Source organism: Brevibacillus dissolubilis (genome assembly GCF_006170445.1).
GTDB classification, from domain to species: Bacteria; Bacillota; Bacilli; order Brevibacillales; family Brevibacillaceae; genus Brevibacillus_B; species Brevibacillus_B dissolubilis.
Map to the genome: position 1 here is coordinate 88,200 of NZ_VCNA01000014.1, position 12,927 is coordinate 101,126.

Below are 12,927 nucleotides of genomic sequence, written 5' to 3' on the forward strand. Positions count from 1 at the left end.
TTCTTTTAGAAATCCATCCTCGTCCCTTACTGCAAGTGCGTCTCTTCCTGCTCCAGCTCTGCCTGCATGCTCAGATAGGCTTCCCGCTTGAGGTGTGTCCATTCTTCATCCTGCTCAATCAAACCTTCTTTCATCAGCTTGCCGAGGGCGCGTTTGAAGGCACCTTTGCTCATGTTGAATTTGTCTTTGATGATCTCAGGGTCAGTCTTGTCGTTGAACGGCATCGCACCGCGCTCGGCCAGATAGGTGAGCAGGGTTTTGGCGTCCTCGCCGTATTGATGCTCTTTGCGCAGGCGTACGGAGCCGTTGAGTCTGCCATCTTCGCGGACATAAGTGACACGGGCGCGGATTTGCTGACCCATGCGAAGCGGTTCTACCATCTCATCGCGGTGGATGAACATGATGTACTTGGCGTCCGTAAAGACAAAAGCACCTTCGCGGATCACACGGTAGACCCGTCCATCCACCCATTGATTGCGCATCTCTTCACCTGCGTTGCGCGATGCATCCCAGATGACATCTTCGACAGCTGGGTCAGCGAGCAGGCGGCCGTATTTGTCATGCTTGAGTGTGACATACACCTTGTCGCCTTTTTGCGGCCATTCTTCACGCATCGGGGAGAGGTCGTCCATGAAGAGGAGCAGGTCTTTTTGTGTACCGTTGTTGAGGAACACGCCCATTCGCGGATTCACTTCCACCACTTCGAGCCAGTCATACCGGCCCTCGGTGACGATTGGCATGCGCATGGTGGCGGAGAGGCGGTTTTCGTGGTCATGGTAGAAGAACACCTTGACCTCATCGCCCACGCGTACCGGCTCTGTCACCTCATTTTTGTGAAGCAGAATATCTACTTCGCCGTCTGTGACGAAGTAGCCGAACTCGGTTTCGCGCTCAATCGGCAAAGTAGCGATCTGTCCCGCTCTAAACCGGGTAGACTGTGGCGGGATAAACGGCTTGGCAGCTACACGGCCACGCATCTGTCTGCCAGCATCTGGTCTGCTGCCAAATGCTGGTCTTCCTCCCGCTGCACCGCGGCCTGCTGCTTGACGGCCATAACCCTGTCGGCCTGTAGGTGCACCTGATCCGGAGCGTCGGTTATTGCTTCTTCCATCTCTTCGATCATTCATTCGTTTTCACTTCCCTGTTCATAACTGCATGAGGTACTGATCTATTGTATAGAGTGCCCGTTTTTGCCCCTTTTTCTACAGACGAAGTACCGCTTCGGCGTTGTGGTCATACGCGGCGGAAGCGGTACATTCCGTACAAAAAAAGGGTTACTTGTTGAATTGACGGCTCAGGTTAGCCATCTCGATTGCAGCGGTTGCTGCTTCCCAGCCTTTGTTGCCTGCTTTGGTACCCGCGCGCTCGATCGCTTGCTCGATGCTGTCCACGGTCAGTACACCGAAAATAGTCGGTACGCCAGTGGAAAGAGAGATGGAAGCCACGCCTTTGGCAGCCTCGTTGCACACATAGTCAAAATGCGGAGTAGCGCCGCGGATGACAGCACCCAGCGTTACAACTGCATCATATTTACCGGACTCCGCCATTTTTTTGGCGATCAGCGGGATTTCGAATGCACCTGGAACCCATGCCAGCTCTACATTTTCTTCTTCAACGCCGTGACGTTTGAACGCGTCAAGTGCACCGCCTACGAGTTTGCTGACGATAAATTCATTAAAACGACCTGCGACAATCCCTACTCGTAAGCCTGAACCTACTAAATTTCCTTCATATGTACGCATGAAATTCACTCCTTTGTGATGGTAAGCAGATGCCCTAATTTCTCGTGTTTGGTCTGCAAATATTTTTCATTGGCAGGGTGGCTCTTCATCTGGATCGGCACACGCTCCACCACTTCGAGACAATAACCATTGAGTCCTTTGATTTTACGCGGGTTGTTGGTGAGGAGTTGGATTTTGCCCACACCGAGGTTACGCAGGATTTGCGCCCCGATGCCATACTCACGCAAGTCTGCCGGGAATCCGAGCATTTCATTGGCTTCCACGGTGTCATATCCCTGCTCTTGGAGCTTGTAGGCGCGCAGCTTGTTGACTAAGCCGATACCACGGCCTTCCTGGCGCATGTAGAGCAGCACACCTTTGCCTGCTTCATCGATCTGGCGCAGGGCCGCGTGAAGCTGCGGGCCACAATCGCAGCGGAAAGAGCCGAAGACATCCCCCGTGAGGCACTCGGAATGAACACGTACCAATGTCGGCTCATCTGGATTGATGTCGCCTTTGACCAGAGCCAGATGTTCCTTCTGATCGATCTCATTGGTGAAAGCAATGACACGGAAATCACCGTATTCGCTCGGCAAGGTCACTTCCACTTCACGCTTGACCAGTGATTCGGTGCGGGTGCGGTAGCGGATCAATTCTTCAATCGAGATGATCTTGAGGTCAAAACGCTCCGCTACCTTAAGGAGTTCCGGCAGACGGGCCATGGAACCATCCTCGTTCATAATTTCACAAATGACCCCGGCTGGATAGGCACCTGCCAGACGAGCCAGATCAACGGCTGCTTCGGTATGTCCGGCACGTCGCAGGACACCGCCCTCTTTGGCGATCAGCGGGAAGATGTGGCCGGGACGGCGATAATGCTCTGGCCCCTTTTTCTCGTCGAGCATTGCCAGAACGGTCTGGGAACGCTCATGGGCACTGATTCCGGTATGTGTGGTGATCTCATCAATCGAGACAGTAAAGGCTGTGCCTTGCTTGTCCGTGTTATGCTCGACCATCGGCTTGAGATTGAGCTGTTGTGCGCGCTGCTCGGTGATCGGCACACAGATGAGACCCCGCCCATGAGTAGCCATGAAGTTGATCATCTCAGGAGTAGCCGCTTCCGCTGTGCAGACGAAATCCCCTTCGTTCTCCCGGTCTTCATCATCGACGACGATGATAGGTTTTCCCGCTTTTAGTGCTTCCAGTGCTTCTTCAATGGTATGTAACATGTGAGCTTCTCCCCTTGCTGGTTGCTTCACTAGATTGTGATTGCTTTTAGGCAAAACCATTATCGCGTAAAAAGTCAAGGCTGACCGATGAGCGTCGGGATGATCCCTCCGAACCCTCAGTCCCAAATGTCATCAGACGCTCTACATACTTGCCGATCACATCGCACTCCAGGTTCACCATATCCCCTGCGTGCTTGTCCCTAAGACACGTATGGGCCAGTGTGTGTGGAATGATCGAGATGGAAAAACCGTCATTCTCTACATCCACGAGTGTCAGGCTGATGCCATCTACCGTGACAGAGCCGCGTGGGATCATATATTTTTGCAGGGACTTGGGTGCCGTAATGCGAAACAGCACGGCATTGGCATAGTTCTCCCGCGAGATGATCTGTCCGACGCCATCCACATGCCCAGATACGATGTGACCGCCAAACCGGTCTCCCATCGCCATCGCCCGCTCCAGATTGACCGGCTCTCCGCGCTTGAGCTTGCCGAGGTTGGTCTTCTTGAGCGTCTCGGGCATCACGTCAGCGGTAAAATGACTGGCGGTAAAGGAAGTGACGGTCAGGCAGACACCATTGACAGAGATACTGTCTCCCAACTGCACACCCCCGAGCACCGTCTTGGCTTGAATCAACACCTTGCTCGCTTGTGAACCACCCTCTACTCCGGCGATGGTTCCTACCTCTTCAATGATTCCCGTAAACACCTATAATCGCTCCTTGCCTTGTGCAAACTGCGGATAGCCGACGATACGCAAATCCTGGTCGCTGATCCGCTCCACCTCAATGTCACGAAGCAAAATGGCATCCCCCATCAGCTCAATCCCACTTCCGCCAAATGGTGTAGGTGCTCCTGCGCCCCCCACCAGCTTCAGTGAAATATAGCTGATCACCTTCTGTATGGCACCTGCTGCGAGGAACGCCCCATTGACAGCGGAGCCACCTTCTACCAACAGCGATGTGATCCGCCGCTCTCCTAATGACACGAGTACCTCATCAATCTCCACTTTGCCGCTCGGACTGCTCAAGCGGACGACCTCTACTCCAAGCTGCTGCAAGGCTTCCTGCTTGTCTGCCGGCGCCCGGTCTGTCGTGTAGATCAACGTAGGGGCAAGACCGTCTGTGACAACCTTGGCATGAAGCGGAATCCGCAGTGTCGTATCAAGAATCACGCGCACCGGTTGACGAGTCTCCCGCTCTAATCGGGCGGTCAGCGATGGATCATCGGCCAGCACGGTATTGACCCCGACCAAAATCCCATCAAACTGGTGACGCAACATATGTACTTCTTCTCTTGCAAGCTCACCTGAAATCCATCGGCTGTGACCCGTTTCTGTCGCTACCTTGCCATCCAGTGTACTTGCTGTTTTGACTGTGACGAACGGTCGATTGGTCGTGATATAGTGGAAAAAGATTTCATTCAACCGCTTGGCCTCTTTTTCCAGTACGCCGACTGTTACCTCTATACCCGCCTCCTGCAGCATAGAAACACCACGGCCGGCCACCTGCGGATTGGGGTCCAGAGTCGCGACGACCACACGGCTGATCCCCGCTTCGATGATCCCCTTGGCACATGGAGGTGTCCGTCCATAGTGACTGCAGGGTTCGAGCGTGACATAGATGGTCGCTCCACGGGCTTTGTCCCCGGCCATCCGGAGAGCGTGGACTTCCGCATGGGGTTCTCCCGCTTGGAGATGAGCACCCATCCCGACGATGGCTCCATCCCGGACGACGACGGCCCCCACGACTGGATTGGGGCTGGTCTGTCCCAACGTGCCTTGTGCCATCTGTAAGGCGACCGCCATATAGTCTTGATCACGCATATCCGTTCACCTACCTTGGGTCAGGCTTTATTTTCCCTCATTATACACAAAACCACTCATCCCGCCCATAGCGGAAGTTCACCTGCTGGACTGTAAAAAATTACATAACTTTTTCAAAACATTGCTACTGAATTATGATAAAATAGACAAGTCGTGCTCAAAGGCACATACACTTTTGTTAGAAACCAAGTGAAATTTTTGTGTTAGGAGCGAATCGAATGCTGGAACTGTTAGAACACATTATATTGGGGATCGTGCAGGGCTTAACCGAGTTTTTGCCGATCTCAAGTACGGGCCACCTTGTGTTGTTTGGCAAGCTGTTTGGTCTTCGTGAAGCTGGGCTTTTGTTTGACACCCTGCTGCATATCGGTACGTTCGTAGCCGTTGTCATCGTATTCTGGGGCGACATTCTGCATATGCTCAAAAACCCAACCAGCCGTCTCGTCCGACTGCTGATCGTCGGTACGATTCCGACGGGGATCATCGCCCTTACGTTTAAAGACTATTTTGAAGAGATCTCACAGACCGGGGCTACCATCGGCTACGAGTTCATTGCCACAGGGATCATCCTCTGGGCGGTTGAATCCATCCGCAAAGGAAGCCGTAACTTTGAGCAAATCAACTATATGGATGCGTTCATCGTCGGTACTCTTCAAGGTGCGGCGATTCTGCCGGCGATCTCCCGTTCTGGTCTGACCATCGCAGGTGCACTCCTGCGCGGGATTGACCGTGCGGATGCGGCCCGCTTCTCCTTCCTGATCTCCCTGCCGGCGATCCTCGGTGCGACTGTCTTGCAGGTGAAAGAGCTGGCGGAAGCTCCTGTGTTGCCGTCCAATCTGTCATACATGCTGATCGGTGCTGTGTTTGCCGCGATCTTCGGTTATGTCGCTGTCCGCTGGATGATTAAGCTCATCAGCAATGGCTCGATGAAAGTGTTCGCGTATTATGTATGGGTGCTCGGTGCAGTGATTCTGATCATGCAGGCACTCGGTAAGTGGTAAGTTGATTCATAAGGTAGAGAAAAGCGCACAACCCTGATGAGATTTCGGGCTTGTGCGCTTTTTTGCTGCTGTCCGTTATTGGGGTTGGTTTTGATTCGCCCATTTGATAAACTCTTCACGGCTGATTTTGCCGAGTGTCTGATAATCGTTGCCTTGTGGATCAGGCTTAATCACAATGACATCCAGGTAATCAAATGCAGCTACCCGTTCTGTACCGTGCGCGATAATGATTCGGTTTTTACCCGGCTCGGGTGCTGTCTTTAAGAAGGTACCCAGATTCTCCTCCAGCTTTTCTAAAGACAATAACGGATGAGTGACGACCCCTTTCATTTCAAAAGCAAGGTTGGCCGTTTCACGGGCACGACAGTATGGACTGGCCAATACCGGATATTGAATCGGAATCGCATGCTTTTTGAATACTTCCCCGATCTGTCTCGCCTGTGTCTTCCCTTTTTCGCTCAGATTGCGTTGGGTCTTGCAATTCGTGAGGTCTACATGGGTCGGGTCATCTTCGCCGACCGTAGCTTCCCCGTGCCTCATGTACAGAATATATCCGCCTTGCTTCATCGCCTCCAATAACGAAGCCGTATCATTCCCATCTGCCAGTGGAACCGCACTAGCCGTGCTGCCCGAAAAGAAGAACACAAAGGTGGTAAGCAGGCACGCCAACACGGAAGTCTTTTTGTAAAACATATCTGTCCTACATCCTCTCATAACTTTTTCCAAACGCGCTTATGTTTCCCAAATGCTTGCCTTCTATTCCACCAATGAAAACCATACGAAAAAATGCACCCCCTCATGCTGCATCAGGATCAACCAAGAGGTAATCCGATGTCTGCTTGTAAGAGGTGCATTTCTATCTTATTTCTTCGCGGCTAAGTCAATCTGATACTTGGCGAATCCGCTTTCCAATGTGGTCACATACTTGATGTGGCCCAGCTTCTCAGCGAAATCCTTGGCTTGTGGAGAAGATTCGAATACAACCTTCACATTGCCGTTAATCGGAGCAAAAGACCAGTTGTTGTCTGCGCTTGGGTTGATCGTTTTTTGATCGCGGATGTACTCGATTAGAGCTTGACGGTTTTCGTCCGGGGCATCGAGGATGATGTTTTGCGCTTTGACCCCTGGGAAGTTCCCGCCGCCGCTTGCTCGGTAGTTGTTGGTGACGACTACGAATTCTTGGTTCGCGTCAATCGCCCCTCCTTCGAACATCAGACTCTTGATCCGGTTGGCACTTGCGTTGACGACATTACCTTTGGAGTCGTATTTGGCCGGTTGGGTGACGTCGATTTGGTAGGTGACGCCATCGATGACATCATAATTGTAGGTTGGGAAGTCGTTATTGATGAGCTGCTGTTCGTCCGTCTTGGCAGGATCAATCTGCTTGAATTGACCTGCCGACATCTCCAGCCATTCCTTCACGTCTGAACCTTTGACGAGGACAGCTTTGACGGTGTTTGGATAGATATAGAGGCTGGCTGTATCTTTGATCGCAATCGTACCGGCTGGAATGTTGGTATAGTAGCTGACTCCATTGCGTCCGCCTGCTTTAAATGGTGCACCGACAGAGAGAATTGGCTTGCCTTCGTATTTTGTACCCTCGAGGGCTTTTTCTGTGTACCATTTTTGCGCATTGGTCACGATTTGGATGGAGGGGTCGTCATTGACCAGAGCGAAAAAGCTGTTGATCGGTGCGGTGGTGTTGCCTACAGGACCGCGTACATATTCAACCGTTCCTTTATGTTCTTCGGCGATCAGATTGGCGATTTTTTTGTTGGCATCGGTCAGCGGTTTTTTGTTGACGGAATCATAGATATAACGGTTGGTGGATTGCGAATCGGTTACGATCCAAGTATCTTTGTATTTTTGCAGGGTCAGATCGATGATGCCGAGCTTATCCCCCCAAGAGCCAGCTTCTACAGCCGCTACACCGTTGATGGTACCTTTCTTCACGTCAACACCTTTGATACCGCTAAAAGAGGCACTCGGGAATTCGACGTGAGCATGACCGAAGAGGATCGCATCAATATCATCCACTTGGCTGAGCGGATAGATGGCGTTTTCCGGGTTGTATTTGGTGATGTCTTTGTCAAAACCGGTGTGAGCCAGTACTACGACGACATCAGCACCTGCTTTTTTCATCTCAGGGATGACTTTTTTGGCGGTCTCAACGATGTCTTTGGCCGTGATCTTGCCGTCGAGGTGGGCTTGGTCCCATTGCATGATTTGCGGAGTAACCAGCCCCGTGATACCTACCCGTACAGTCTGCTCCTGACCGTTTTCGTCGGTGAATTTTTTGGTGATGATGCGGTATGGAGTGAAGTAGTTCTGGTCGTTGTCTGGATTGGTGTCGTGGTCATCCACATAGACGTTGGCGTTGACATATGGGAATTTGGCGCCTTCCATCGCGGTCTCCAGAAAATCGAGACCATAGTTGAACTCATGGTTGCCGACCGTCGCCGCATCATAGCGAAGCAGATTGAGCGCTTTGTAGGTTGGATGGATTTCACCCTGCTGCAACGGCTTGATTTTGGCCACGTAATCACCAAGCGGGTTGCCCTGCAGGAGATCCCCGTTGTCGAGGAGAAGGGTGTTCTTCGCTTCTCTGCGTGCCTGTTCAATCAGGTTGACCGTTTTGGAGAAGCCGAACGTGTGAATTTCTTTATCTTCATAGTAGTCATAGTTCATGAGATTGACGTGAAGGTCTGTTGTTTCGAGCAGACGAAGCTTTAATTTGGGCCCTTGGGCATCTGGTTGGACTGCCTCTTCACTTGCATAGGACACAAGATTGGGAAATGCGATAACACCAAGTGCCACCGTGGTCGCCATTATGCCACCAAATACTTTTTTCATAGTCAATCGATTCACCCCATCGGTTTAATAGTTAACGAATGGTTAACAGTTCCAAGTATAGACAAGCTGAATGAATGTTCTGTGAATAGAGAATGAAGGTATGTTAAAGAATCTGTAAATCGTACGAACACAAAACCGCCAAGCTCTTACAGCCGGCGGTTTGACAGGTTGCTCATCCACGTATTCAGTTATGGACGGATAAACATCTGTGTCCAGTAATGACGGTAGCTTCCCCCTGATGCGTAGCCGACACCGATCTCGGTGAAGTTGGCATTGAGGATGTTTCTGCGGTGGCCTTCACTGTTCATCCAGCTGGTCACGACTTGCTGTGGTGTTGTCTGACCGGCTGCGATGTTCTCCCCTGCTGCCGTGTAGCGGATGCCGAACTGCTTCATCATGTCAAACGGAGAGCCATACGTAGGAGAGGTGTGGGAGAAATAATTCTTGTCCCGCATATCAGCCGATTTGTAACGGGCGACACGGGCGAGTTCCCAGTTGGCACGGAGCGCTTTGAGACCGTACTTGGCACGCTGTTGGTTGACCAGTGTGACGACCTCGGATTCGAACGACTTGATCTCTAAGAACAGCGGAACCGTTACCTTGTCCCCCGGATGGATCAGCGCTGGGTTAGGAAACTGCGGGTTGGCAGCGATGATCTCGGAGAGACCTACCTGATACTTCACAGCGATCTTCCAAAGTGTGTCACCCGGCTGAACCACATACACTTCCTGAGTGGATTGGGCGTGTGCGGTTGGTGCAGGCATCACAGCACCGCTCATGATCATCGCCATGAGCGCAACAAAAAAGACTACTCTTCTCATCATTTGGATTCACCCCTTCATCCGTTAAGGTGTCCAAGTGCGGGTCGAGTAGTCCTGTTGACTCACAGGAAAATGCTGTGCTGCTTATTACGTTCTTTGTTTATTCTGAGTGAATCGGCGGGCCACTACTTTGAGTACCAGCAGGGCGACCGCATAGACAGACGTCGCCAACAGCGTCGTAGCCAGCCAGTTATCTGTGCCAAGCAAAATATACAAAAGTGCATGCGCGATAAAAATTCCAAGAATCCACATCCACACGTTCATACGCTCAAAAAAGTTCATCAATCCAGCCAAACTGACTCACCCTCCATCCAAGATCAAAAATCTTCCTAGGTATGGTATTGCCAGTTTGTCCGTATGTTATGCTTATTTGATGGCAAATCCTGCTTTTTCAAGAATCTCTGCCAATTCATCCAACGGGGTATCTGCCACCTCGGCGAAAATTTTCTTGGTATGCAGATGGGTCGCATTGGGGAATTCCTGACGAAGCTGGGACCGCAGCTTTTTGCCGCTGTCATCTTCATCGGTGAAGATGTAGATCTCCTCGGCCTCATCGATCTGCTCATGCAGCCGCTCCGCTTTTTCCTCGCTGAACGTACCGAATGTGCAGATGATCGTGACAGGCTCATCCAAGATACGGAGCAGGCGTTCTTTGTCCGTTTTTCCTTCTACAATCATGACAACACCCGTTTCCATCCCAACTCCTCCTCCTGTGCTCTTTCCTATTATCATATACCATTTCCCACTAGAAAATGGCTGTTTAATCAAAAGCGGAGCTCGGCAAGCTAAAGACAACTTTTGCGAAAAGGAGTCGATCCAGCATGCAACAAAACCGTTCTAAATCCAAAAACCTCAACCAAAAAGGTCTGGCTGTCACTGGTCTGACAAGCAGCACGGTAGCAGATGATCTGCATACCGAAACCAACGGCGGCAACAGCTCTGACTATGCACAAAAAAACCGCCAAGCAGGCAGCCAAGGCAACGGCAACCGTTAATCTTTGTGCCAACATGACAAAAGACCAAGCTTCCTTTTCAACGGGAAGCTTGGTCTTTTTCGTTATATCTTGAACTTTTTCACGAGGGAATTCAGCTGATCGGCCAGTTCATTGACTTGGTTGGCTGATGCGGTGATGATATGGATGGAGCTGAGTTCCTGTTCGATCGACGCCGCAATCCCGCTAGAGCCTTGCTGGGTACGGCGGGCGATATGAGCGACATCATCCATGGAGCTGCTCACCTGTTGAGAGGAAGCTGCCAGTTGCTCAGAGGCTGCTGACATCTCTTCAACCTCTGCCGATACTTCTTGAATCGTGCGTAGAATATCGCGGAAAATCTGTCCGGTCGCTTCTACCATATCTGTCCCGACGGCTACTTCCTTGGTACCGATATTCATCGCTGCCAGCACTTGCTGGGTGTCGGCTTGAATACGCTTTACCAGGTCGGCGATTTTGGTCGCAGATTCTGCTGACTGTCTGGCCAGATTGCCAACCTCGCTGGCGACGACGGCGAAGCCTTTGCCATGCTCGCCTGCACGTGCAGCTTCAATAGAAGCATTGAGTGACAACAGGTTGGTCTGGTTGGTGATTTGTGTAATAACCTCGATGATTTGGCCGATTTCGTTGGATTGCTGGCTGAGTGATGTGATCGAGCTGGCCAGGTTCTCCACAGTGCGGGTGATCGAATCCATCTGTGTAACGGTTTGCTTTAATTGTTCAAAGCCTTTGTTCGTCTGCTCGGTGGAATAGACTGAGCGTTCTGACACCAGTGAAGATGATGAGGCAATCCGTTGAATGCCGATGGTCATCTCTTCCATCGCACGGGCGCTCTCTTCCGTTGCTTTCATCTGAGTAAGCACGTCGTTGGAAGTGGTTTGGACACTGACCGTTACATGTTGCGCAATATTCTCTGTCTCAGCAGCATGTTCAACCAGATGTCCGACCGATTGACGCAGGCTTTCGTTGGCACGATTGATCTGGTTGATCATGCCACGCCAGTTATCACGCATCTCATCGAGTGGACCTGCCACCCTGACAAGCGGCCCGAGTGCTTCCCGGTCTGGTTCTGCAGTCAAGTCACCGCTCGCCAGCACATGGATATGATTCTCAATCGCTTTGAAAGGCTTGGCCCATTTGATAAAATTGAATAAGCCTACCAGAATCATGCCTACTCCACACAGCAACAACACGATTATCACTTGCAGCCAGCTTATATCTTCAGTTGACCATATGATATATCCCAATACCGGAAGCGCTAACAACAGCCCCTGTATGAATGAGCCCATCAGATAGATGACCATTCTTTTGACCATGAATGAATCCATAGCTCGCTACATCCTCTCTTTGGCAAAATTTCAACCAAGTAATATCTCGATTCCCCTTTTTCTATTTAGTTAAACACTAAAAAGAGTTTAGAATGATTTTGCTTTGTCCACCATACATAATGAAATAGGTGTGATAAAGGAGAGAACCGCGATGCAACCAAAACAATATTACCGGATGAGACGAATCAACCAAGGGAAGGGGCGTCGTCCGTTTTCTACTCGGGAATCCAGCCTGATTTCCCTGTTTGAAATCGACGGTGACGATTATGATGATACCTATTGTGAACTGCTGGGAACAGGCAAGTGGCTTGCCAATACGGGCCGCCATTCCTTCGGCAGACAAGTCACGTCACAGCCTTATATTCTGTAGCAATATGAAGAACCCCGTTTTCGCTCCTGTCAACTAGTGAAGGAGATTCGCGAACGGGGTTTATTCTTTCGTTTCTTTCGATTCTGTAGCCGTTTGATCCTCATAAAGGTCGAGGTAAAGCAAACCAGACTGATCTACCTGCCCGAAAAATACGTCCTTCACCTGCAGGCTCCGCTCTTGTAGCTTATACTCCAACCAAGCCTTGGAAAAACCGATGTCCCGCAGTTCTTTATCCATCACCGTGCCGTCCATGATCACCGTTTTCGGCGGGTCAAGGGCAGGTACGGCAATGCCAAGCACCTTGGGTGTGACAGGCTGGGCTTCGGATTTGAGCATCACTGTGACATCTCCGTTCTCTTCCATCACCGCGAATTCTACATCAGATACGCGAAACACCTGCTGCATCCGAAGGGTTTCCAGCAGGTCTTCGGTACTGATTCGTTCTTTTCGCAGATTCTTCTCAAGGATTTTCCCCTGATCGATTAAGATTGTCGCATTACCCTGAAAAATATGGCGGAGCTTCTTACTTTTCAAAGAAAGCCAATCTGCGAGCATAGGAAAAGCCCCGAAGATCGACAAGGCGACCAAATCCTGATAAACCGGGCGCTCTGTGGTCGTTGCAGCTACCCCTGCGATCGATCCAATGGTAATCCCTACGATATATTCAATGGTCGTCATCTGTTTCACTTGACGTTTCCCAATCCATTTTGTGATGATAAACAGGTAGCTAAGTGTTGCGATTGACTGGATGATCACTTTTCCCCAATCCGGCATGGAGTCTCCTCCT

At 50.9% G+C, this 12,927-nt stretch carries 15 protein-coding genes; 3 read left to right on the plus strand and 12 right to left on the minus strand.

The features are described 5' to 3' along the window. Positions 1-26: 26 nt before the first annotated feature. From FGI41_RS21360 to ribD, 5 genes are all read right to left on the minus strand, one after another. Positions 27-1,127, minus strand: coding sequence for a CvfB family protein (locus FGI41_RS21360; RefSeq protein ID WP_139492330.1), 1,101 nt, complete (start codon positions 1,125-1,127; stop codon positions 27-29). Positions 1,128-1,274: 147 nt separating this feature from the next. After that, the gene (gene ribH, locus FGI41_RS21365; RefSeq protein WP_139492331.1) at positions 1,275-1,742 is read right to left on the minus strand and encodes a 6,7-dimethyl-8-ribityllumazine synthase; all 468 of its coding nucleotides are present in this window, start codon (positions 1,740-1,742) and stop codon (positions 1,275-1,277) included. Between the two features lie 5 nt (positions 1,743-1,747). Then, positions 1,748-2,950 (minus strand): bifunctional 3,4-dihydroxy-2-butanone-4-phosphate synthase/GTP cyclohydrolase II, encoded by a 1,203-nt coding sequence (locus FGI41_RS21370; RefSeq protein ID WP_139492332.1) that lies wholly within the window; start codon positions 2,948-2,950, stop codon positions 1,748-1,750. Between the two features lie 46 nt (positions 2,951-2,996). Beyond that, complete coding sequence (locus FGI41_RS21375; protein ID WP_139492333.1) at positions 2,997-3,659, minus strand: riboflavin synthase; 663 nt, start codon at positions 3,657-3,659, stop codon at positions 2,997-2,999. Next, the gene (ribD, locus tag FGI41_RS21380; protein WP_139492334.1) at positions 3,660-4,775 is read right to left on the minus strand and encodes a bifunctional diaminohydroxyphosphoribosylaminopyrimidine deaminase/5-amino-6-(5-phosphoribosylamino)uracil reductase RibD; all 1,116 of its coding nucleotides are present in this window, start codon (positions 4,773-4,775) and stop codon (positions 3,660-3,662) included. It abuts the gene before it with no gap. Between the two features lie 218 nt (positions 4,776-4,993). On the opposite strand from ribD, the gene FGI41_RS21385 reads away from it, so the two are divergent. Beyond that, positions 4,994-5,776: an undecaprenyl-diphosphate phosphatase gene (locus FGI41_RS21385; protein WP_139492335.1), complete on the plus strand. Its 783-nt coding sequence runs from the start codon at positions 4,994-4,996 to the stop codon at positions 5,774-5,776. A gap of 75 nt (positions 5,777-5,851) precedes the next feature. Here FGI41_RS21385 and FGI41_RS21390 read toward each other — a convergent pair whose 3' ends face one another. From FGI41_RS21390 to FGI41_RS21410, 5 genes are all read right to left on the minus strand, one after another. Beyond that, on the minus strand, positions 5,852-6,469 hold the full coding sequence (locus FGI41_RS21390) for a histidine phosphatase family protein (protein ID WP_176560383.1): 618 nt from the start codon (positions 6,467-6,469) through the stop codon (positions 5,852-5,854). A 168-nt stretch (positions 6,470-6,637) separates the two neighbouring features. Beyond that, a complete protein-coding gene (locus FGI41_RS21395) occupies positions 6,638-8,629 on the minus strand; it encodes a bifunctional 2',3'-cyclic-nucleotide 2'-phosphodiesterase/3'-nucleotidase (protein ID WP_139492337.1) in 1,992 nt (663 codons plus the stop codon). A 188-nt stretch (positions 8,630-8,817) separates the two neighbouring features. Then, on the minus strand, positions 8,818-9,453 hold the full coding sequence (gene safA, locus FGI41_RS21400) for a SafA/ExsA family spore coat assembly protein (protein ID WP_255298582.1): 636 nt from the start codon (positions 9,451-9,453) through the stop codon (positions 8,818-8,820). Positions 9,454-9,537: 84 nt separating this feature from the next. Further along, positions 9,538-9,744 carry a hypothetical protein gene (locus FGI41_RS21405; protein ID WP_139492338.1) on the minus strand — a complete coding sequence of 69 codons (207 nt, stop codon included), beginning with the start codon at positions 9,742-9,744 and terminating at the stop codon, positions 9,538-9,540. 72 nt (positions 9,745-9,816) lie between these two features. After that, complete coding sequence (locus tag FGI41_RS21410; protein ID WP_139492339.1) at positions 9,817-10,146, minus strand: toprim domain-containing protein; 330 nt, start codon at positions 10,144-10,146, stop codon at positions 9,817-9,819. A gap of 125 nt (positions 10,147-10,271) precedes the next feature. Between FGI41_RS21410 and FGI41_RS25135 the strand changes: the two genes are divergently transcribed. After that, positions 10,272-10,445 (plus strand): hypothetical protein, encoded by a 174-nt coding sequence (locus tag FGI41_RS25135; protein ID WP_176560384.1) that lies wholly within the window; start codon positions 10,272-10,274, stop codon positions 10,443-10,445. A gap of 62 nt (positions 10,446-10,507) precedes the next feature. Here FGI41_RS25135 and FGI41_RS21415 read toward each other — a convergent pair whose 3' ends face one another. After that, positions 10,508-11,770, minus strand: a complete 1,263-nt coding sequence (locus FGI41_RS21415; RefSeq protein WP_139492340.1) for a methyl-accepting chemotaxis protein — start codon at positions 11,768-11,770, stop codon at positions 10,508-10,510. A 151-nt stretch (positions 11,771-11,921) separates the two neighbouring features. On the opposite strand from FGI41_RS21415, the gene FGI41_RS21420 reads away from it, so the two are divergent. Next, on the plus strand, positions 11,922-12,140 hold the full coding sequence (locus FGI41_RS21420; RefSeq protein WP_139492341.1) for a hypothetical protein: 219 nt from the start codon (positions 11,922-11,924) through the stop codon (positions 12,138-12,140). A gap of 60 nt (positions 12,141-12,200) precedes the next feature. Here FGI41_RS21420 and FGI41_RS21425 read toward each other — a convergent pair whose 3' ends face one another. Then, on the minus strand, positions 12,201-12,914 hold the full coding sequence (locus FGI41_RS21425) for a DUF421 domain-containing protein (RefSeq protein ID WP_139492342.1): 714 nt from the start codon (positions 12,912-12,914) through the stop codon (positions 12,201-12,203). Between the last annotated feature and the right edge of the window lie 13 nt (positions 12,915-12,927).

Bases quoted from the DNA above. Each gene is read 5' to 3' on its own strand.
- FGI41_RS21360 (WP_139492330.1), bottom strand. From the start codon at position 1,127: ATGAATGATCGAAGAGATGGAAGAAGCAATAACCGACGCTCCGGATCA.
- ribH (WP_139492331.1), bottom strand. From the start codon at position 1,742: ATGCGTACATATGAAGGAAATTTAGTAGGTTCAGGCTTACGAGTAGGG.
- FGI41_RS21370 (WP_139492332.1), bottom strand. From the start codon at position 2,950: ATGTTACATACCATTGAAGAAGCACTGGAAGCACTAAAAGCGGGAAAA.
- ribD (WP_139492334.1), bottom strand. From the start codon at position 4,775: ATGCGTGATCAAGACTATATGGCGGTCGCCTTACAGATGGCACAAGGC.
- FGI41_RS21385 (WP_139492335.1), top strand. From the start codon at position 4,994: ATGCTGGAACTGTTAGAACACATTATATTGGGGATCGTGCAGGGCTTA.
- FGI41_RS21390 (WP_176560383.1), bottom strand. From the start codon at position 6,469: ATGTTTTACAAAAAGACTTCCGTGTTGGCGTGCCTGCTTACCACCTTT.
- FGI41_RS21395 (WP_139492337.1), bottom strand. From the start codon at position 8,629: ATGAAAAAAGTATTTGGTGGCATAATGGCGACCACGGTGGCACTTGGT.
- safA (WP_255298582.1), bottom strand. From the start codon at position 9,453: ATGATGAGAAGAGTAGTCTTTTTTGTTGCGCTCATGGCGATGATCATG.
- FGI41_RS21410 (WP_139492339.1), bottom strand. From the start codon at position 10,146: ATGGAAACGGGTGTTGTCATGATTGTAGAAGGAAAAACGGACAAAGAA.
- FGI41_RS25135 (WP_176560384.1), top strand. From the start codon at position 10,272: ATGCAACAAAACCGTTCTAAATCCAAAAACCTCAACCAAAAAGGTCTG.
- FGI41_RS21415 (WP_139492340.1), bottom strand. From the start codon at position 11,770: ATGGATTCATTCATGGTCAAAAGAATGGTCATCTATCTGATGGGCTCA.
- FGI41_RS21420 (WP_139492341.1), top strand. From the start codon at position 11,922: ATGCAACCAAAACAATATTACCGGATGAGACGAATCAACCAAGGGAAG.
- FGI41_RS21425 (WP_139492342.1), bottom strand. From the start codon at position 12,914: ATGCCGGATTGGGGAAAAGTGATCATCCAGTCAATCGCAACACTTAGC.